17 protein-coding genes, 8 tRNA genes and 2 rRNA genes are annotated in these 21,035 nt (G+C 27.5%); 20 read left to right on the plus strand and 7 right to left on the minus strand.

Annotated features, from left to right (window positions below; translation table 4 throughout):
* Positions 1 to 97 precede the first annotated feature (97 nt).
* The 13 genes from MCRO_RS00870 (at position 98) to MCRO_RS00930 (ending at position 8,095) form a co-directional block, all read left to right on the plus strand.
* On the plus strand, positions 98 to 1,513 hold the full coding sequence (locus MCRO_RS00870; protein ID WP_013054423.1) for an APC family permease: 1,416 nt from the start codon (positions 98 to 100) through the stop codon (positions 1,511 to 1,513).
* Between the two features lie 296 nt (positions 1,514 to 1,809).
* Positions 1,810 to 3,006, plus strand: a complete 1,197-nt coding sequence (locus tag MCRO_RS00875; RefSeq protein ID WP_013054148.1) for a substrate-binding domain-containing protein — start codon at positions 1,810 to 1,812, stop codon at positions 3,004 to 3,006.
* 59 nt (positions 3,007 to 3,065) lie between these two features.
* Entirely contained in the window at positions 3,066 to 4,598 is a 1,533-nt protein-coding gene (locus MCRO_RS00880; protein WP_013054289.1) for a sugar ABC transporter ATP-binding protein, read from the plus strand.
* Positions 4,599 to 4,609: 11 nt separating this feature from the next.
* Positions 4,610 to 5,908 carry a sugar ABC transporter permease gene (locus tag MCRO_RS00885; RefSeq protein WP_013054796.1) on the plus strand — a complete coding sequence of 433 codons (1,299 nt, stop codon included), beginning with the start codon at positions 4,610 to 4,612 and terminating at the stop codon, positions 5,906 to 5,908.
* Positions 5,909 to 5,926: 18 nt separating this feature from the next.
* The gene (locus tag MCRO_RS00890; protein ID WP_013054553.1) at positions 5,927 to 6,823 is read left to right on the plus strand and encodes an ROK family protein; all 897 of its coding nucleotides are present in this window, start codon (positions 5,927 to 5,929) and stop codon (positions 6,821 to 6,823) included.
* A gap of 576 nt (positions 6,824 to 7,399) precedes the next feature.
* Positions 7,400 to 7,476 (plus strand) — tRNA-Pro (locus tag MCRO_RS00895).
* Positions 7,477 to 7,479: 3 nt separating this feature from the next.
* Positions 7,480 to 7,556: transfer RNA gene (locus MCRO_RS00900), tRNA-Ala, on the plus strand.
* Between the two features lie 4 nt (positions 7,557 to 7,560).
* Positions 7,561 to 7,637 (plus strand) — tRNA-Met (locus MCRO_RS00905).
* Positions 7,638 to 7,661: 24 nt separating this feature from the next.
* Positions 7,662 to 7,737: transfer RNA gene (locus MCRO_RS00910), tRNA-Ile, on the plus strand.
* Positions 7,738 to 7,830: transfer RNA gene (locus tag MCRO_RS00915), tRNA-Ser, on the plus strand.
* Between the two features lie 28 nt (positions 7,831 to 7,858).
* A tRNA-Met gene (locus MCRO_RS00920) sits at positions 7,859 to 7,934 on the plus strand.
* A gap of 3 nt (positions 7,935 to 7,937) precedes the next feature.
* A tRNA-Asp gene (locus MCRO_RS00925) sits at positions 7,938 to 8,014 on the plus strand.
* A gap of 5 nt (positions 8,015 to 8,019) precedes the next feature.
* Positions 8,020 to 8,095 (plus strand) — tRNA-Phe (locus MCRO_RS00930).
* 120 nt (positions 8,096 to 8,215) lie between these two features.
* On the opposite strand, the gene MCRO_RS00935 is transcribed toward MCRO_RS00930, so the two are convergent.
* Positions 8,216 to 9,595: a hypothetical protein gene (locus tag MCRO_RS00935; protein WP_148207914.1), complete on the minus strand. Its 1,380-nt coding sequence runs from the start codon at positions 9,593 to 9,595 to the stop codon at positions 8,216 to 8,218.
* On the opposite strand from MCRO_RS00935, the gene MCRO_RS04080 reads away from it, so the two are divergent.
* The 4 genes from MCRO_RS04080 to MCRO_RS00950 all read left to right on the plus strand — a co-directional run bounded on the left by MCRO_RS04080 (position 9,579) and on the right by MCRO_RS00950 (position 14,304).
* Positions 9,579 to 9,869: a hypothetical protein gene (locus tag MCRO_RS04080; protein WP_148207915.1), complete on the plus strand. Its 291-nt coding sequence runs from the start codon at positions 9,579 to 9,581 to the stop codon at positions 9,867 to 9,869. The two genes, MCRO_RS00935 and MCRO_RS04080, sit on opposite strands and share 17 nt — an antisense overlap.
* Before the next feature lie 219 nt (positions 9,870 to 10,088).
* The gene (locus MCRO_RS00940) at positions 10,089 to 10,619 is read left to right on the plus strand and encodes a hypothetical protein (protein WP_013054711.1); all 531 of its coding nucleotides are present in this window, start codon (positions 10,089 to 10,091) and stop codon (positions 10,617 to 10,619) included.
* 9 nt (positions 10,620 to 10,628) lie between these two features.
* Positions 10,629 to 13,295 carry an isoleucine--tRNA ligase gene (gene ileS / locus MCRO_RS00945; protein WP_013054639.1) on the plus strand — a complete coding sequence of 889 codons (2,667 nt, stop codon included), beginning with the start codon at positions 10,629 to 10,631 and terminating at the stop codon, positions 13,293 to 13,295.
* Positions 13,285 to 14,304: a signal peptidase II gene (locus tag MCRO_RS00950; RefSeq protein ID WP_013054557.1), complete on the plus strand. Its 1,020-nt coding sequence runs from the start codon at positions 13,285 to 13,287 to the stop codon at positions 14,302 to 14,304. The genes ileS and MCRO_RS00950 overlap by 11 nt, the downstream gene beginning before the upstream one ends.
* Before the next feature lie 43 nt (positions 14,305 to 14,347).
* Here MCRO_RS00950 and ptsP read toward each other — a convergent pair whose 3' ends face one another.
* The 6 genes from ptsP to MCRO_RS00980 all read right to left on the minus strand — a co-directional run bounded on the left by ptsP (position 14,348) and on the right by MCRO_RS00980 (position 19,223).
* Complete coding sequence (ptsP, locus tag MCRO_RS00955; protein WP_013054635.1) at positions 14,348 to 16,051, minus strand: phosphoenolpyruvate--protein phosphotransferase; 1,704 nt, start codon at positions 16,049 to 16,051, stop codon at positions 14,348 to 14,350.
* Positions 16,052 to 16,174: 123 nt separating this feature from the next.
* Positions 16,175 to 16,993 carry a hypothetical protein gene (locus MCRO_RS00960; RefSeq protein WP_013054334.1) on the minus strand — a complete coding sequence of 273 codons (819 nt, stop codon included), beginning with the start codon at positions 16,991 to 16,993 and terminating at the stop codon, positions 16,175 to 16,177.
* Between the two features lie 119 nt (positions 16,994 to 17,112).
* The gene (locus tag MCRO_RS00965; protein WP_013054426.1) at positions 17,113 to 17,874 is read right to left on the minus strand and encodes a hypothetical protein; all 762 of its coding nucleotides are present in this window, start codon (positions 17,872 to 17,874) and stop codon (positions 17,113 to 17,115) included.
* 68 nt (positions 17,875 to 17,942) lie between these two features.
* Positions 17,943 to 18,049, minus strand: a 5S ribosomal RNA gene (rrf, locus tag MCRO_RS00970).
* A 67-nt stretch (positions 18,050 to 18,116) separates the two neighbouring features.
* Positions 18,117 to 18,223: ribosomal RNA gene (gene rrf / locus MCRO_RS00975) — 5S ribosomal RNA — on the minus strand.
* Positions 18,224 to 18,335: 112 nt separating this feature from the next.
* A complete protein-coding gene (locus MCRO_RS00980) occupies positions 18,336 to 19,223 on the minus strand; it encodes a MurR/RpiR family transcriptional regulator (protein ID WP_013054182.1) in 888 nt (295 codons plus the stop codon).
* A gap of 114 nt (positions 19,224 to 19,337) precedes the next feature.
* Here MCRO_RS00980 and MCRO_RS00985 point away from each other — a divergent pair, with 114 nt between their 5' ends.
* The 3 genes from MCRO_RS00985 to MCRO_RS00995 are packed head-to-tail and all read left to right on the plus strand — an operon-like array spanning position 19,338 to position 21,031.
* Entirely contained in the window at positions 19,338 to 20,042 is a 705-nt protein-coding gene (locus MCRO_RS00985) for a hypothetical protein (RefSeq protein WP_041594009.1), read from the plus strand.
* Complete coding sequence (locus tag MCRO_RS00990) at positions 20,029 to 20,712, plus strand: hypothetical protein (protein WP_013054568.1); 684 nt, start codon at positions 20,029 to 20,031, stop codon at positions 20,710 to 20,712. Before MCRO_RS00985 ends, MCRO_RS00990 begins: the two co-directional genes overlap by 14 nt.
* The gene (locus MCRO_RS00995) at positions 20,705 to 21,031 is read left to right on the plus strand and encodes a hypothetical protein (protein WP_013054478.1); all 327 of its coding nucleotides are present in this window, start codon (positions 20,705 to 20,707) and stop codon (positions 21,029 to 21,031) included. Before MCRO_RS00990 ends, MCRO_RS00995 begins: the two co-directional genes overlap by 8 nt.
* The last annotated feature ends 4 nt before the right edge of the window (positions 21,032 to 21,035 follow it).

The raw sequence follows: 21,035 nt of genomic DNA on the forward strand, positions 1-21,035 counted from the left end.
AAGTCCAAAATGGACATTTTTTTATCTTTTTTTGCTATGTACAAGTCGAATAAGATAAATGCTATATTTTTTTTATTTTTAGAATATAATTAAAAACATGAATAAATTGAATAATAAACAATTAGTATTTTTCGGGTTTAACTTTGTTGTTGGATTTGGATTTATTGCTACCATGACATCACTTGTCCAAAATAAAGGATGAGGTATTTTAATTTTCATTATTGCTTCATTTATAGCACTTACTGTAGCTCTTTCGTTTTCTAAACTAGCCCATAAATATCCTGAAACTGTAGGTGGATCTTATGCCTATTCTAAAGAGGTTTTTAATAAGCCGTTTCAATTTTTTATAGGTTGAAATCAATTTATACAAGGTTTATTAATAAGTTCAACAAGTCCATTATTTTTCGCAACTATTATGAAGGAATTCGATTCTAATTCGAGTCATGAAATTTATTATATTTTAGTTTCCTTATTTATATTTTCACTTATAGTCACAGTAACTACATTCGGACTAAAAACAAGTAAATTTGTTATATTTGTTTCATCGATTTTGAAATATTTAGTTATATTTGGTGCTATCCTACTTCTTGTAATAAATATCTTTATTGGAATTAATCAAGCAACAATTAATCCTGATTTAGGTTCAAAAGATACAATTGCTAAACCATCCGTTTTATTCGCAAGTATTATATCATTCATAATTGCTTTTGGTGGAATAGAAACAGTTGCAAGCATCTCTAAAGACACCGAGGTTAAAAACTTCAGAAAAACGTTGTTATTTATTTTTGGTTTAATTTTAATATTTTACTTTATTGTATATATACTTTTTATTTTTCAACCTAAAACACTTGGAACAACAACATTTATTGGCCTTTATAAATCATCGCTTGGATTAACTGGATTAATTCTTTTTGGGATTGGTATGTTCTTTAATAGATTAAGTGCAACATCATCCTTTATCTTTGGATTGTCAAGATCTTTTGTTGCGCTTTCACTTGATGGATTTGTACCTGCTATATATTCAAAAAAGAATAAACATGGTGAATATAGAAATGCTATTTTACTCTTTGGATTATTGAATCTTATTACGATGTTTGCAATAGGACTTTTACCAAAACTGCTTTCTTCAAACAGTAACGTTCAAAATATATTTGACACATTACTTGATGCTGTTGCAATATTCTTTTTGATACAATATTTTTTCACAATAATAATTGCTCTATTGTTGCACCGTAAAAAAGAAATAAAAATTGACTTATGAGAATTCATTTTATATGTAATTGGACTAATTATTATAGTAATATGTTTGATAAGTTATATCTTTCCTATAATATATAACATTTTCCCTCTTAAATCTCCTGAAACATGACAAGTAAAAAATACAATAATTGTTGTTTCGTATTTATTGATAAATATCATAGGATACATATGATGATACTTGTACACTATTTATAAAGATAAAAAAGAACTTAAAAATTCTAAACAAAAAAATATAAATAATGAAACTGATTAAAGTTTTAATATAAAAAAATATTATGAAATTAAAATTCATTTTATATACAAAAATTTATTAAAAATTCCTTATTATTATCATTATTATTTAAAAATAAATAAAAAAATGCTTGAACATTTCTTTTGACCTATCAAGCAAGATCACAAAAGTTTAAAAAATAGTATTTTCATTAAAAAAATATTGTTTTTTAAACTTTTTAATTTGTAAAAAAAATTCATTAGATGTTTTCATATTTTTCCATATGTTTTCATTTGTATTTTAAAAAAATATAATTATTATGTAAATTAAGGAGATTTATGAAAACAAAAAAATTACTAATAGGATTAGGGGCAATGACAGCATTAGCTGCATTAAGTGTTGCTGCTATTTCTTGTGAAAATAAAACTAATAAAGATACACAAACTACAACACCAGTTACTGCAGAATCACCAAGAATCGCAATTTCTGATCCAGATAATCCTAGATGGCTTAAAGCACAAAAAGAATTATTGGCTGCATTTGATACACACAAAGTTGGAGCTGTTTCTTCAATAGTTAAAGATCAACCAGCACAAAATGCATTTATAGATGCAGCTGTTGCAGGTGGAACAAAAGGTCTTATCATTGGAGCAGTCGATGGAAGTGCTGTAGCCGGTTCAGTTAATGGTGCAGCAACAAAAGGAGTTAAAGTTGTTGCTTATGACCGTTTAATTAAAGGTACAGATAAATACAATTGATATACAACATTTGATAACTCAAAAGTTGGAGAATTACAAGGACTATACTTATTAAGTTCTATATATGGACAAATAGCAAAACCATTCGCTACAGAAAAAGAAGCAGTTGAATATGCAAAAGCTCACAATTTAGCCGCTGAATCATTTGTTTATTCATTGGCTGGATCACCAACTGACAACAATGCACCTTTGTTCTATAAAGGAGCTAAAAAAGTTGTTGATGCTGTAATGGCTGTTGATAAAAACTTAAAATATGCCAGAGCAGAAAAAGAAAGTTTTGAAACAGCTGCTGTTGATAACTGAGATTATTCAAAAGCTCAAGCATCTATGTCTGCATTCTTAACATCTTTTGCTAACAAAGATAAATTAGTTGGAGTTATTTCACCTAATGACGGAATGGCTAATGCAGCTATTGCATCATTAAAAGGTGCTCAAATTGATGTTAAAAAAGTTTCTATTACTGGACAAGACTTTAATGCAGATGCTATTAAAAACATTAAATCAGGTGAACAATTAATGACAATTTATAAACCAGATTCAAGTTTAGCTAAAGTTGCTGTTGCAATCCTTAAAACAATTATGGATGACGCAAATAAAACTAAATCACCAGCTGAAATTTTTGCTATTGTAAAAGAATTATTGCCAGCTGAACTAAAAGGAATTGTTACATTAGATAGTGAACAATACAAATCAACTGATACACATAAAATTAACACAATTATTTTAGTGCCTACAGTTGTTACAAAAACAAACATTGCAGAATTCGAAGGAAAATAATTAACCTTAAAAAGGGTCTTATCAATTTAAGGCCTTTTTTAATGAATGAAAGGAGTTGCATGAAAGAAGAATTTATTTTAGAACTAAAAAACATTTCAAAAACATATGGTGCAACCAAAGCGTTAAGTGATGTAACATTTAATGTAAAAAGAGGTAGAATTCTAAGTTTGGTTGGGGAAAACGGTGCTGGTAAAAGCACGCTTCTTAAGGTATTTTCCGGAGTTATTCCTTATGGAAAATATGAGGGAACATTATTCTTTGAAGGTCAAGAAGCACGTTTTGCAAGCATCAATGAATCTGTTTCAAAAGGTATTTCAATAATTCACCAAGAATTAGCTATCTCCCCACATCTTACAGTTTGTGAAAACATGTATTTAAATAATTACATGAAGAAATTCGGAGTAATTCAATGAACAAAGATGTATGAAGAATGTGAAAAATACCTAAAAATGGTTGGACTAAATATTAAGTCAGACACTATTGCTGGTACACTTTCTGTTGCTCAACAACAATTAATTGAAATAGCTAAAGCCCTATCTAAACAATCAAAATTAATATTTTTTGATGAACCTACTTCATCATTAAATGATGATGATAGTTTCAAACTTCTTGACATCATGAAAAAACTTCGTGATGAAAAAGGTGTAACATCAGTTTTTGTTTCTCATAAACTAAATGAAGTTTCATATGTTGCTGATGATGTAGTAGTAATTAGAGATGGAAAATTTATTTCAGCTTACGACAAAACAATTAGACCAATTAATGAACAAGAATTAATCAAGGACATAGTCGGTAGAACTCTAGAAGCTAAATTTCCACCAAAAAATCCTAACAAACCGATTGGCGATGTAATTTTTGAAGTAAAAAATGTAAGTGTTCTTAACCCATTGGTAAGTAATTATTACACTGTAAAAGATGCTTCTTTTAACTTGAGACAAGGAGAAATTCTTGGAATATCAGGACTTGTTGGTTCAGGAAGAACTGAATTAATGCTTTCAATATTTGGAAAATATTACAACAAAATTGAATCAGGAACAATATTATTAAGAGGTAAAGAAGTAAGGTTTAAAAATCCAAGAGAAGCAATTCGAAAAGGTATTATGTATGCAAGTGAAGACAGAAAGAATATAGGACTTATTCAAATGTTTTCGATTAAGTCTAACATTACATCTGCATCAGAACATATTTACTCTAAATTGGGAGTTTATAACATCAATAAAGAAGAAAAAGATTCTATAAATTACTCACAACAAATGGGTGTTAAAACAAAAAATATCAATAATGAAGTAGAATCTCTTTCTGGAGGAAACCAACAAAAAGTTGTTGTTGCAAAAGCTTTATCAACTGATTTTGATATTCTTATTATTGATGAACCAACAAAAGGAATTGATGTTGGTTCTAAATTAGAAATTTACCAATTGCTTATTGAATTAGCCAATAATGGAAAATCAATAATAGTTATTTCATCTGAACTTGAGGAATTGTTAGGTATAACAGACAGAATATTTGTTATGGCTCAAGGTAAAATAAAAGGTGAAATTTTAACCAAAGATGCTACTCAAGAAAAGATTATGCAAATTGGTTTATTATAGGAAGGAGAAAAATGGAAAATAAACAAAACATAATGGATAAAATCCGTGAAGGTGTTGATAATACAGCTAACATTATTAGTAAAGCATTCAAACCAATGAATGATTTACTAAAGAAAATGTTTGCAATACCTATGCAAAATAAATATTTTGCAGCATCAGTAAAACATCTTCAAAAATTTTCAATGTACTACATTTTGATTTTAATATTTATTATATTCACTATTTTCAGTAGTGGTAATCTATTGCAACCAGATCAAATTGTTTTACTTATCAAGAATAATTCATATATTCTTTTATTAGCTCTTCCTATGACTCTTGTTATTATTTCTGGTAATATAGATTTATCAGTAGGTAATGTTATGGGGTTCATGGGATTCGTTGCTGTTATTATTTATAATAGCACCGGTCAAAGTATTTTATTAACAATCTTTTTAACAATGCTAGCAGGTTTATTGTTAGGAATGACTCATGGAATCTTAATAGGTTTCTTAAGAATACCTGCATTTATAATCACATTAGGTTCGATGCTTGCTTTTAATGGTGCGAGAATAGCTATAACAAATGGAGCGCCATTATTTCCAAAAGAAGGATTTGATTCTACTTTTGTACAAGGTGTAATCGGTTCTATCCCTGATATTAGAATTGCAAACAGATTTTTCTTAGTTGCCTTTTTAGTAATAATGGTTTTCACAATTTCCTTAGTAGCACTTAGAGTGTTTTCATACTTTAGAAAAACCAAAATGAAACTTCATGTTGAAAACTGAGTAACATTTTTAATAAAAACAGTTTTATACTTTGCGTTCGGTACAGGATTGGCCATATATATAGCATTAAGTTCACTTGGTTTACAATATTTCATTCTATACATAATCATTGCAGTTTTATTATTTGTATTTGTTAGCAAATTCACTACATATGGTAGAAGTGTTTATGCTATTGGTGGAAATAGAAAGGCTGCTCAACTATCGGGAATGGATCCGAGAAAAACAAATTTTATCACTTTTTCAATAATGGGTGCCATGATAGGACTAGCAAGCATAGTATTTACAGCCATATCGAATAGTGCGACAGCAACAGCTGGTGTAGGATTTGAATTATTTGCTATTTCATCTGTATTTGTTGGTGGAGCAAGTGTTTGAGGTGGAATCGGTTCAATTACAGGAACAGTAATCGGTTCGTTTATACTTCAAGTTATTAATCAAGGTATGCAAATTAAAGCGGTTCCTGTGTATTCGCAAGAAATTGCTAAAGGTTTAATTCTAATAGCTGCTGTTGGTTATGATGTCTTCTCACATAGAAAAATTAGTTAAATATAGTAAGATTAAAATATGATAAACAATAATAAAATTGCCGCTGTCGATATAGGTGGCACAAACACCCGTTTTGCTCTATTTGATCAAAACGGAAAAATTAAACTAAAAGAAAAAACTTCGTCAAGTTTTGATGATTCGCACTTAACATGTAACTGAATACTTGAATTAGTTAATAAATATAATATAGAACATCTTGCTCTTTGTATTCCTGGACCAAGTGATTATGAAAAAGGTTTAATTATAAACCCTCCAAATTTAAGAGGTTCATGATTAAATTTTGATATGAAAAGTTACTTACTAAAAAATTCGAAATTGAAAACAATAATTTTTGAAAATGACGCTAATGCAATGGCTTTATCAAATCACCGTGAGTATAAAATTGACAAAAATAAAGTTAGTCAATTTTATACAATAAGTACTGGCTTTGGTAGTGGATTAATAATTAATGATTCTATTTATCATGGAAAAAATTACTTAGCTCAAGAGGTTGCACAAATACCTGTTTGCTCAAAATCATTTGAACTTACACATCATATGAGAAACAATTATGCTCTTGAACTTCATTGCTCAGGAAAAGGTTTAGAAGTAAAAGCTAAAGCATTAAAAATTGCTAATTCAACCCAAGAAGTATTTGAATTAGCAAAATCTGGCAATAAAGATGCAATCGAATTGTTGAACACAGCCGTTGATACACTTGCAAGAATGATAGCTATTAATGCAGGTATGTTAGCCCCACATAATTACTTTATAGGTGGGAGTGTTGCATTAAATAACAAATGATTTATTGATCAAGCAGTTGAAAAAGCAAAAATAATGTCTGATCCAATTCATTTAAATGGTGTAAATTTCTATTATGATAAAAATGGAGATGACAGTGCCTTATACGGTTTATATCACTTAATCCAAAAATAATTAAATTAAAAACTCTGATTCATTCGGAGTTTTTTAATTTAATTATTCAAAGCTATAAATGATTAAATTAAAAATACTATATTAAAATTAATATTTTTATTTTGCACTTATATTATAAAAAAAGAATTGAACAACGAATATTTACTTTGAAATTTATAGATTTAACAATATTTAAGTGTTTTCAAATTACCGTGGAATAATTTTAATTGATTTATTAATCGTTCTCAAAATAAAGTTATTTCTTCTTAATGTATTTAATATTTTTTAATTTAATATTAACAAGTTTTGAAAAGTTATATGAATTTTCTGAGAAAAATAAAAAGTCAAAAATTATTTATTAATTTCTTTGTATGATAATTACATTTTTTATAAAATAAGTTTCTACATTATGTTTATTTTTGACGCAATCTATATTTGATGATAATTTTTTTTATAATTTATAGATATATTTAATATTTATTTTTTTTGTATTATAATATAAAAGCTTTATTTAATTAAAAAAATAAAACTTAATAAAAATATTTTGATATTATTTTTTTTATAATATAATAGTAAAGCATCAAAGCAACACAATTAGGAGAAGTAGCTCAGCTTGGTAGAGCACTTGGTTTGGGACCAAGTGGTCGCAGGTTCGAATCCTGTCTTCTTCACCATGTGGGGGGATAGCTCATTTGGCTAGAGCGCCTGCCTTGCACGCAGGAGGCGGTGGGTTCGAATCCCATTCTCTCCACCATTATGGCACTGTAGCTCAGCTGGTTAGAGCATCCGGTTCATACCCGGAAGGTCAAGAGTTCGACTCTCTTCGGTGCTACCATACGGAAAACTAACTGATTGATTTGGACCTATAGCTCAACGGTTAGAGCAACCGGCTCATAACCGGTTGGCTACAGGTTCGAATCCTGTTAGGTCCACCAGGGTGATTACCCAAGTCTGGCTGAAGGGACTAGTCTTGAAAACTAGCAGGGGATGCAAGTCCCGCGGGGGTTCGAATCCCTCATCACCCGCCAGTTGTCAAAAATTTGACGCTTTTTATATAGCGGAGTGGAGCAGTCGGCAGCTCGTCGGGCTCATAACCCGAAGGTCGTAGGTTCAAGTCCTGCCTCCGCAACCAAATGGTTCAGTGGTAAAGTGGTTTAATACGCCTCCCTGTCACGGAGGAGAACGCGGGTTCGATCCCCGTCTGGACCGCCATTATTGGCCTTGTAGCTCAGTTGGTAGAGCAACAGATTGAAGCTCTGTGTGTCGCTGGTTCGATTCCTGCCGAGGCCACCAAAAAACTTATTTATTGTGATTTCTTAGGAACTCAGAATAAATAAGTTTTTTTAATTATCTTTTGATAAAAAACATATACATAAGTATATGTTCTATAAGAATGTGATAATCTAAATATTATTATCTCTCTGGAAAGGCTTCAAAGTCTTTGTTATCAGCCTTGAATTCCCAGTTAAATTCTTTCTTCATTTTATCTACTCAAGCCTTAAATTTATCATTTATTCATTTGTCATCATAAGATTGACCTATTGGATAGCCATAGATGCTCTCAAAATTACTTTTAGTAAGGTGTGGAGCTTGAAAATAGGGATTAGGTTGCATATGATTATTTGGATACTCTTTATCTCAATACTTCTTATCATATTTTTTAGGGAATGTGGTTTTAATATCTTGGTTTCTTGATAAAATCTCACTTCCTGAGCCAGGAAAGAATGGGTTATGATAAGACATAAATTCAGTGATTATGTTGTCGTTTGGTTGATTTTTAGCAGCTTTTGATTCAAGCATATTTTTATATGATAAAGCCTTTGTAGCCCCATTAAATTCTTGTGATTTTGAATAAAGTGGAGAAAGGAAGTTGTTAGACATTCTTATTATCTCTTCATACATGTCCATAGGTTGGAATGATGAAGTATCATCTGAATTAACAAATATTGTGTCTGGTGCAGATGAGACATGATAAAGTGGGTTAAGATATGAACCAAGGTTTTCAAACATCTTAAAGTTATCATTTATAAATGGATTTATGTATTCATTTTTATCTGTTGGTGTTTTCTTTGCTTTAAACTCTGTAAATTGTTCTTTTAAAGTCTTTTCTTTATTGTTTCCAACTGATAATATGAATTCAAGATATTCTAGATAGTAATAAATTATTTGGATATGGTAATTAGTCAAATATGCAAATGAGTATTTTTCAGCAAGTGCAAGAACTAATGTGTAATCCATTTGCTCATCATAGTTTTCATATTTAGCAGTTGCAATATCTTGGAAAAGAAGTTTTGGTCTTATGGTTATAAAATATCTATTTATATTATTGTGTGTTGGATCAAGATTATTATCACCTTTCTCAGTAGAGTTTACTAAGAAATCTTCAATGACATAATTAAGATAGTTTCCATATAATGTTTTAACATTAAAGGTCGAATAAACTTCACTAGGATTAGGATTTATTTTGGTTGGAGTGACTTCTTTTTTTGTATTTGGGTCTATATAAGATTCAGCAAGAATCATCGAAGGAGTTACACTATGAATGGATTGAAACAAAGGAATTGAATCTTTAAAAGCAGTTTTATCATGTGCTATTTGATATTTTATTTCAGTAATTTTATTTTTTAAGTTAGTTTTATGTTGGTCAGTTCAAGTGGTTAAATTGTTTTCCTTTTTATATATCTCAGGCAGTCATTTTACTCACTTTCATAATTCATCAGTACCTTGATTCTTTGAAATATCAGGAAAAGGCATTTTAGATGTTGTGTGTTCTGCTATGAACTCTTTTTTCATTCTTGATGCTTTTTGTTTTGGTGTTTCTGGAACAAAAGGTTCTGTTTTTGGTTTTGTTGTATCAGATGAATTGGAATTAGGTGTTGTTGATATAGGAGTAGTGGTTATAGATGAGTTATTGCTTGGTGGAGTTTGAGGTTTAGGCAAGTTTGGGCTTGGTTTGGGGAATAAAAAACAAGAACTAACAGCCAAAGGGCTGGTTAGTGCAAGTATTGTTGTAGGTATAAGTATTTTTTTCATTTTCATTTTTTGTCTTTCTTTTAATTATTTTTAAATAATTATACTATTTGTTTCTGTTCTCATTATTTAGATGATGTTATAAATAAAATTGCTATTTTAAACCTTAGAGCAATTTTTATTATATGCTTAAATCGTTTTTGACTTTAAAAATATATGAGAGCTTATATATAAGTATGAGTATCTTTATTTTTTCCTTTTATTTATTAACATAATTTAATACTATAATATAATTTATTAATAATGTGGAGGCTATATGAAAATTAGAAAAAAAGCAAAATTAATTATAGGTCTTTTGCCTTTAGTTAGTTTGCCTTTAATTATGGTTTCCTGCAATAATGAAAGAGCAAAGTTATACAAAGTTAATAAATTATTAACTGATGAATTTATCTTACAAGAATCATCAAAAAAAATCCCTACAATTGATTTTTCAAAGCATAAAAAAGAAAAGTGTTTTGAAAATATTGAGTCGATTCAAAGTAATTTTAGAGCCGATACTTTATGATGTTTAGGTGCTTTTGTGGCACCGAATAAAGTAAATTTTAAAGGTAAAGTTTTCAGTTATGAAATTGAAAAGGTAAATCATCTTTTAGGAACATCGAAGGCTGATATTTTAATCAATATTTATATTGATGATTTTAAAGAAAACGGTAAACCAACATACATTAGAAACTACACTATTACAATGGATGGATTTAAATCAACACCAAGCAATCATAATCACTGAGTACCAAATTCAGATGGTTCTCAGGATTCATGTGAAATATGTATGACTTATAATAGTTAAGGAGAAAAAATGGATTACAAAAAAACACTTAATATGCCAAATACAAAATTTGATATGCGGGCAAATTTAACTCAAAAGGAACCTCTTTTCAGAAAACAGTGAGAAGATAATTTGATTTATAAAAAAGTACTTGATAAAAATAGAAATAATCAATCATTTATATTACATGATGGTCCTCCATATGCAAATGGAGACCTTCATGTGGGTCACGCCTTAAATAAAATTCTTAAAGATATTATAGTTCGTTATAAATCTCTTAGAGGTTTTTATAGCCCATATGTACCAGGTTGAGATACTCATGGTCTTCCAATTGAACATAAAATGTTGGAAGAAGCAAAACTGAATAAAGATGAATTAACTCCACTAATTTTAAGGAAAAAAGCAGCTAAATATGCTTTTAAACAAATTGATAATCAAAGAAAACAATTCAAAACACTACAAATGTTAAGTAACTTTGAAGATATTTATATTACTATGAATAAGTCGTTTGAAGCAAAACAATTAAAACTATTTAAGAAAATGGTTTTAGATGGTTTGGTATTTAAAGGGCTCAAACCCGTTTATTGATCACCTTCTTCACAATCTGCATTAGCAGAAGCAGAAGTTGAATATCAAGATGTTATTTCTCCTTCTATTTTTGTTGCTTTCGAAATTAAAAAAGCAGCAACTAAAACAATTTCAAAAGGTGATTATATTGTAATTTGAACAACAACTCCTTGGACATTAATTGCTAATGCAGGTGCTGCATTAGGTTCAGAGTTTTATTATTCTAAAATTGAATATAACAACAAAAAATACTTTGTTGCTACCGATTTAGTAGAAAAATTCATTAGTCAAATGGGGTGAGAAAATTACAAAATCATCGGTTCGTATCATTCGAAAGAATTGGTTGGATCAACTTATTTAACTCCTATTTTAAAACATGAAGCTCCAGTTGTTTTTGGTCATCATGTTACTCTAGAAAGTGGAACTGGTATCGTTCATATAGCTCCATTGTTTGGTGAAGATGACTTTTTAATAGGTAAGAAAAATAATCTTGAAATGATTATGCATATATCAGATAATGGTCATATTGATTATGAATGTAAGTATGATAAGCTTTACTATGAAAAAGCAAATAAAATTATTATTGAGGACTTAATTAACGAAAGTTCATTGATTAAGGAAGATAAAATTAAACACTCATACCCTCATGATTGAAGAACTCATAAACCAATAATGTTTAGAGGTACACCACAATGATTTGTTTCTATTGATAAAATAAAGGACAAGATTTTAAGTGAACTTGAAAAAATTGAAACATATCCATTGTGAGCTAAAAAAAGAATGATGCAAATGATTCAAAATCGAAATGATTGAACCATTTCTAGACAAAGAACTTGAGGTGTTCCGATTATTATTTTCTATGATGAATCCAAAAAGCCTATTATTGAAGAAGAAATCTTTGATTATGTAATCAATCTAGTTGAATTATATGGCTGTGATATTTGATGAGAAAAAGAAACGGATGAGTTATTACCTGAAAAATTTAGAAATAAAAACTTCACAAGAGAAATGGATATTATGGATGTTTGGTTTGACTCAGGTTCAACAAGCATAGCTGTTGATATAGAAGGCGTAAAACAGCCTTATGATGTTTATCTTGAAGGAATTGATCAATATAGAGGATGATTTAACTCTTCAATAATTAATTCTGTAGCATACTCTGGGAAATCACCATATAAAACATTAATCAGCCATGGTTTTGTCTTAGATGGTAAGGGTGAAAAAATGTCTAAGTCAAAGGGAAATATCATATCACCACTTGATGTAGTAAAGAAGAATGGTGCAGATATTTTAAGGTTATGAGCAGCTAATAGTGAGTATTCAAATGACGTTAATATTTCTGAATCTATTCTTGATCAAAATGGTGAAATATATAGAAAAATAAGAAATACTTTGAGATTCCTACTTGGTAATTTAGAAGGTTATAAATATAACAAAAATCAAAAAAGAGATGGTATTCATTCATTTATAAAAGAAGAATTAAACAATTTAAAAGTTCAAATTTTGAATGCATATGATGAATATAAATTTATCAATGTAATTAAAATACTAAATAATTACATAGTTAATTTATCAAGTTTTTATTTAAGTGTTACAAAAGATATTCTTTATGTTGACAAATACGATTCAGACAGAAGAATGCAAACACTTGCAAACTTTTATGAAATTACAGAATTTTTAATTTTTGCACTTGGCCCTATTTTACCGACAACCATTGAAGAAACTTATAGTTTTTTCAATAAAGAAAACAAAGTTGAATCATTTATGCTTGAGAATTATGATTTTTCTAAATTAAGTGTTAATAATAAAGTTCTTGATGAATTTGCAGAGTTTTTTGAATTAAGAGACAGAGTAAATATTTTAATTGAAAATGCTATTAAAAATGGTCTTATCAAAAGATCTAACGAAGCATTTGTAATGATAAAAAAACCATCTAGTCATATTGAAAAACTTGATTTAAAACAATTGTTAATGGTTGGAAAAATATCATATAATGATAACGAGAGAATAGAATACTTTGATGGAGAAAAATGTCAAAGATGTTGAAACCATTTTGAGAAATCTGATATCAAAAATGACTTGTGTATAGATTGTTTTGAAATTATTAAGGATGTAATGAATGAAAAATAAAATTTTAGAATATAGTTTAAAATTAAAAAAACACGTGATACAAAATAAGAAGAAAATAATTATTAATTACATAATATTTATAACGATTATGATTGCTTTAATTCTTATTGATCAATTAACAAAAACCTTTATTTTTAAACATGGTGATGTATTTAAATTTGAGTTTGATAAATATGGAAATGAATTAATTCAATCTCCAGATTCGATTGGAAATAGATATGAAACAACTTGAATAAGTCCTCAATCAATTTATCCAAATGATCCACAAAAATGAGGTGGAAACGCTTTTATGGGTACTAGGTTTATATGACACCGTGGGGTAACTTTTTTACCAAGTGGTGTAAATATATCTGTTATTCAATTCATTAGCATGTTAATCTTAATAATCGGTATCACAGTACCATTATTCACTAAAAGAAAAATACTTATTGTTGCTTTAGCGATAGTTTTAGCTGGTGATTTTGGAAACATGCTTGATCGCTTTATGTTTAGAGGTTATGTAAAAGATTTATTCTATTGACCTTGATTAGAAAAATGACTTAATAAAAGTATTGGTACATTTAACTTTGCAGATACTTGTGTAATGGTTGGAGCTATTTTATCTATAATTTCTATAATTTGAGATGTTATCGAAACTTCAATTGCTGAGAAGAAAAAAGCAAGAATTGAAAAGGATAAAATTATTCAAGATGAAATATCGCCTTTACAAGAAGAACAAGTTGTTCAAAACACTGATCACGCAAAACCTGAAGAATTAGATTGCATTTCTAAAACAAATAATGAAGATCAAATACTGGATGAATTAGTAAATATTCAAATCCAAAATGAAACTAATTCAATAGAAATAGAAACTACAATAGTTAGTGATGAATCGATTGTTAAAAAAGAAAAAGCACCTATTAAAAAATCTTCAAGATCAAAAAAATCGATAGTTGTTTCAACGGATTCTAAAACAAGTAAACCAACAACTAAAAAGCCTGTGTCAAAGGCAAAAACCAAAAAAGAATAATATTAAAAAATCAAAGTTTTAAATGCTTTGATTTTTTTGATTTTTATTTTAAACTCTTATTTAGAAGTTCAATAACTTCTTCTTCGGTGTCGAGTTCCAATGCTTTGTTTGCTAAACTTTCCATTTCCTTTTTAGAAAGTTTATTAACCAAATCTCTACTTGCAAGAATATTACCAGCAGACATAGAGAATTCATCAAGACCTAAACCTAGTAAAAGAGGAAGTGCTCTTTTATCTCCTGCCATTTCTCCACACATACCTGCTCATTTGTTATGTTTGTGTGCTCCGTCAATAACCATTTTTACTAGTTTTAAAATTGAAGGATTTAGCGGCTGATAAAGATAAGAAATGTTTTCACTCATTCTATCAGCAGCCATTGAATATTGAATTAAATCATTTGTTCCTATTGAAACAAAGTCTGCATATTTACAGAATTTATCTGATAAAACAGCGGCAGCAGGAGTTTCCATCATTAACCCAACCTCAATATCTTTTTTATCAGCAATTTCTATTTTTTCTTTTTTAAGTTCATCATAACATTGATCATAAACAGCTTTTGCCTCTAAAAACTCTTTAACATTAGTAATCATAGGAAACATAATTGCTACCTTTCCATACTTACTTGCTCTAATTAATGCGCGCAATTGAGTTTTAAAAATATCAATATTTTTTAAGCAAAATCTTATTGCTCTATATCCTAAAAATGGATTCATTTCTTCTGGAAACTTAAAGTATTTTAATGTTTTATCCCCACCAATATCTAGTGTTCTAATAACAACTCTTTTACCGTTCATTGCCTCAACAACTTTTTTATATGAATTAAATTGTTCTTCTTCGGTTGGTCAATGATCATTATCCATGTATAAAAATTCCGATCTAAATAGTCCAATTGCTTCAGCATCATTAAATAAAACACTTTCAATATCCTTTGGTGTTCCTATGTTGGCAGCTAATTCAACATGATGTTTATCTTTTGTTATTGAAGGCTTACCTTTTAATAATACTAATTTTGAAGTATATTCTATATATTCTTTAAGCAATTTATTATATTTTTCCAATTCTTCTTTTGTTGGTTCAATAATTACTTCCCCATTATTTCCATTTAAAGCAATAGTTTGTCCATTTTTACATAATTCAAGTGCATTATTTGTTCCGACTACACTTGGTATATTTAAACTACGAGCCATAATTGCTGTGTGAGAAGTTGGACCACCAATATTTGTTACAAATCCTTTTACAAATTTTTTATTAAGTTGAACTGTTTGAGAAGGTGATAAATCCTGAGCGACAATAACAACTTCTTGATTGATTGCACTTAAATCAACTTCTTCTATATCATTAAGTACATATAAAAGTTTTTTTGCAACATCTTTAACATCAGCTGCTCTTTCTCTCATATACTCATCATCCATATTAGCAAACATATTTGCAAATTCTTCATAAAATTTATTTACTGAATATTCAGCACTAAATCCATCTTGATTTATTAAATTATTAACACTATCAATTGCATAAGGGTCTGTTACAAAATTTATGTGAGCTTCAAAAATGGCTGCATGCTCAGCGTCACTTGCTAATAACTTGGTTTTTTCTAATTTAGATTTAACCACATCAATTGCATGAGCATATTTTTTAAGTTCTTCATCTTTATTTTTTGCGTTTTTTTCAATATCAACAGGGAGTTCTTCAACCTTAAAAATTTTAGCTATTGCTATTCCTCTTGAAGCTCCTATTCCTTTTATCTTCATTTATTCCTCCTATATTAAATATAACTATTTTATAGATTTATTATAGATTTTATTATTCATAGCATTTAGCAATTTTTTTATTGTGTAATCATTTACACACAAAAAAAACGCTTTTTTAAGCGTTTATTTTTTATTGATTTCATCTATTGTTTCATTGTATTCAATTTTTTTAATTTTTAATATTGTTTCAGTTGTTTTGTGTTGTTCATTAAGATCTTCTAATTCAGCACTTAACTGATTAATCTCTTGTTTAAAAATTTCTATTTCTGACTTATTTTTTTCTATATTAATTCTCAAAGTATTGATTCTATTTTCAATGTATGTTTTCTTTTCATCCAAACTTTTAAAAATGGTTTCCTGGTCTTTAATTTCCTGTTCGCCTATTTTAAGTTCTTTATCTATTTCTTTGTCAACTTGTGATTTGATTGTATTTCCTGATTTTCTTTCGAATATTGCTAGTACAACCGCTGAAATTAAAACAATGTATTCTGCGGCTATCATTCCATGCGTATTCACATTATTAAGAAAACTAATTGTTTTATTATTTATTAATAAATCAAGTAAAAATATAAGACATATATAAAGATAAAAAACAAATGCAAAAATAAAAGCAAAACCGACTAAACCAAATAGATTATATTTTTTCTTGTAATATAATCATTGCAAAATTCATAAAACTATTATTAATATTGAAGGCAAAATAGTTATTGAAAAAGCAACCATAAATACAACAAATTTTGAATGAATTTTTAGAAATAATCCCAAACTTTCCATACTAAAAGATTTAAAATTTTTGGTAGTTTTAAAATAAAAATACATCATGAAACTTATTGTTATCGAGGCAACAATGAACAATAAACAAGCCATCCATTCTCTTTTTCTTCCATATTTACTTTGTTTTTTCTTCAATTTATGATAATCTTTAATTTTTTTGTGATTCATATATTTTCTCCTTTATTTAAACCCAACCTTTAATAATTATATATTAGAATATATAATGAAAAAAAATATAAATAATATCTTTCTTTTTCAGTTAATTTAAAATTTATTAAAAAATGGCCTTAGCCATTATTTATCGAATTATTCTTATTTGTTTTTTTATCTAGTACATTATTGAATTTATTAAGCTCATTTTCAATGTTGTTTAAACTAATGTTTATCTTCTTAATTTTATTGTTTGAGTTTTTGATTAATTCTTTAATTTCTTCAACTGTCATATTTTCAAGCTCTTCATCACCGATGTAATTTATTTCGAGAGTCGAATCCATTTTATTTGCTGTATCCGATAATCTTCTCTTGCTATTTCTAATAAAGTGAATCATAATTGATATATATCCAGTATATATTAAAGAGAAGAATATACTTGTGCTTGAAAGAGCTACAAAAAGAACTTTAGAAATTAATTTTGAATTAGGATTAAGTTTTTGTGAAGTTCCGAAGTTTATAAAGAATAGTATTAGTACAATTAAGTGTTCTATTAAAACTATATAACCTAAAAGCGAAATGTGTTTTAAAAACATTTTTTTGCTTTTTTTAATCAAGGCATATAGAAGAGCTAATAGTAATATTAAACCAGTTGGGATAATTGAAATTGTAAGCGCAATAAGAATTGCTACAATTCTGCTATTTATATTTAGTGCTAGAGCCAACGATTCGCTATTAAAGTCTGATGACTTTCTATAGGAAATATCTAGAAAAGCTAGCATCAAGCAAAAAGATACGGTTGTAAATATTAATATTACAAAGTCCATAAAAATTTTTGTTTTATCACTTAGAAATATTTTTTTTAATCTCAAGTATTTTGCTTCATTTGTTTGATACATTAAAGTCTCCTTATTTTTTAATTTTTATATAGTATTATTTTATATTGTTTTAAAAAAAAGAATAAAAAAAATAGCAGCTCTCTATTTTCACGTTTCCGCTATCGTCGACACTAAAGGGCTTAACTACTGAGTTCGGAATGGATTCAGGTGGATCCCCTTTGCTATAACCACTAAGAGTATTATATAGTAAAAAAAATACTTTCCAAACATTTTTAATAATTTTTTCAAAAAAAGAATAAAAAAAATAGCAGCTCTCTATTTTCACGTTTCCGCTATCGTCGACACTAAAGGGCTTAACTACTGAGTTCGGAATGGATTCAGGTGGATCCCCTTTGCTATAACCACTATGAATATTATATAGTAAAAAAAATAATAGCAAAACTTTTTTATTATTTTTTTGGGATATTTTTTTTACTAAATGCACTTAATATTAGTTATATAAGTAAAAATGCAAATTTCACTTACTCTTTTTTTAATCATTTGTCTAAAACAATTTTGGTATTCATTAGATTTTCTTTGTAAGAATTATCAAGTTTTATAAGAGATTCAAATAGTAAATCTACAATAACTAACTGTGCAAGTTTTGATGAAACTGGAACAACCTTAGCCTCATCATGTATTTTTTGATATTGAATTTTTATATCTATAAGATCATCTATTTTGCTAAAGGCGTTTGATGTTATAACAATAATTTTTGCTTTTTTAGCTTTTGCTATTCTTAATGCAAATCAAATTTCTATATTCATCAACTTATTTGAAACAACTACAAGAACATCATTTTCCTTGACGTTAGCTAACGCAGGTATAATTATATGAAAATCATCACCCATAATTGCTGTTAAACCTATTTTAAGAAGGTTTGAGTAAAACTCTGAAATAATTTTTTGTGAAGAACCTACACCAATTAGATATACATTTCTTGATTTATGTATTAAATTAGCAGCTTGTTTTATTGATTTAATAGTATTTAAATTAGCCAATGAATCTAAAACGAAACGATGTGAAGAAATTATGCCCTTAAAATCTTCAAAGTCATTTCCAATATTTTCATTTTTTGTCAAATAATTTTTATTAACATTAGAAAGAACCACATTTATATAAGCACTAAAATCTCTATAATGTGAAAAACCATATTGTTTAATAAATCTATTAACACTTGCCTCTGATGTAAATGAGTTTTTTGCTAATTCTCGTTGTGACTGGTTGTAAGTTTCATAAGGATATGAATTAATATATTTTAATATTAACTGACTTGAAAAAGTCATATTAGGCATTTCATTAAATATAGGTTTTATTAAAGTTTCGCTTGATATTTTGTTTAGCGTTTTTTTATCTCTTTTTTTGTTCATATTTAAATTATATTACTCATAATTTTTTTTGAAGTTTATTTTCAATTTTTTGAAAGTTTGAAACATTGTTATAAATTTATATAGAATATTTATATAAAGTATATGAAAGAGATTATGTCAAGTTATTTATATTCAGAAAGTCAAACATATAAATTTTCTTTTACAAAACCAAGTGCAATCAATATAGGTCTTTGAGTTATGGGGTCAATATTGATTTTGGTTTTATTTTGTGTGATTTTATGAAGGCTATTTCATTCAAAAATACATAAAAACACCAATAATAAGGAGCATGCAGGATCAATTTCAAAAGAATTCATTGACTTTATGAGTGATTTATCAAAAAGTGAAAAAATTGATTTACTCATAAACATTCCATTTAAAAATAAATATTCAAAAAACAATATTTCATTAATACCTGCGTTAATTAGGTATCAAAACAAATTATTTTTAGTTAGTGATTTAGTTATAAATAAAGGTAGCGATGAAATAATAATTCAAAACAGTGAAACTTACTTGAAAAGAAAGAACAAAATTAAAAAAATTAATAACTTTGAAAATTATTGATTTAAAGAGATCTTAAAATTTTTAGAAAAAGAAATAGATGCTAAGTTTGAAGTAAAAAAAGTTCTATTTCTTAAAAATGAACTGAATGAACACAAATCGTTTTTAGACTATTTAGTTACAACACAGCAAGATCTTATTAACGATTTTAAAAAAGAAAATATAAAAGAAATTTCAGATTATGATTTTATAAAAATTAAACAAAAATTAATTTCTTGAAATTTAAATCCAAGTCGGAGTGATAATGGAACTATTTAAAATAGAATTCAATTTTTATGGATTAGCTGGAATGTTTTTAATAGTTTTATCTAGTATTTTATATACGTATTTAATAAAAGTTATTTATGTTTCAAAATTCTCAAAAAAATTAAAAATGAATGAAAATTCAATTCACTTTTCGAAATCCATTTTGGAAAAGTCTAATATAAAGGCACAATATAAATTTAAGTCAAATTTTTATGTCTTAGATGTTGATAAAATAAAAAACCGTTTAAATGTTGATGATAAATTATCTAGTTCTTATTCAATATATTCGTTTGTTCATCTTACATTTTTAACTTTTTTATATACTAAAACAAAAAAGTTAAATAATTATTTAGTTATTATTGTTTCTTATTTGAACATAATTACATATATGAATATTCTTTGAATGCTTCCTTTTAACTTATGATTTATAGCATTAATAATGTTTGTTGTTTCATTAATTTTTAATTTAACAATCATAATTTTAGAGCAAAAAATAAATCGTTATTCAATAGATTCTACCTTTGAGTTATTGAAGTATAAACTAGATGAAAAAGATTTTTATGAAGCAGTTGGATTACTCAAAAATTATAAGTTTTATTCTTTAGATAGGTATTTAGAATCGGGCTTAAAATTCTTTGTAGAATTTGTAAAAGCGTTTAATAAGTGAGGTAAAAATGACTAATCAGCAACTTGATGATAAATCAAGAAAACGACACATTAATTTACTAATTAGTGTTTATAATTTAGAACAAGAGATTGTTGAAAAAATGAGTGATGAAGAGCTTATTAGTGAATTGAACAATCAACAAGATGAAGCAATAAATAATTCAAAAAACCCAAACAAATTTTGAATAATTAATGGTCTTCCAAAGCCAAAAAATTTCAAAACTTCAACATCAACTAAAGCAGGTTGAATAATATTTATAGTATTTATAATTATGTTGTTTGTTGTAGGTTTAACATTTCTATTATTAGCATTCTCGAAACATAATATTATATAAGGAG

Source organism: Mycoplasma crocodyli MP145 (assembly GCF_000025845.1).
Taxonomy (GTDB): domain Bacteria; phylum Bacillota_I; class Bacilli_A; order Mycoplasmatales; family Metamycoplasmataceae; genus Mycoplasmopsis; species Mycoplasmopsis crocodyli.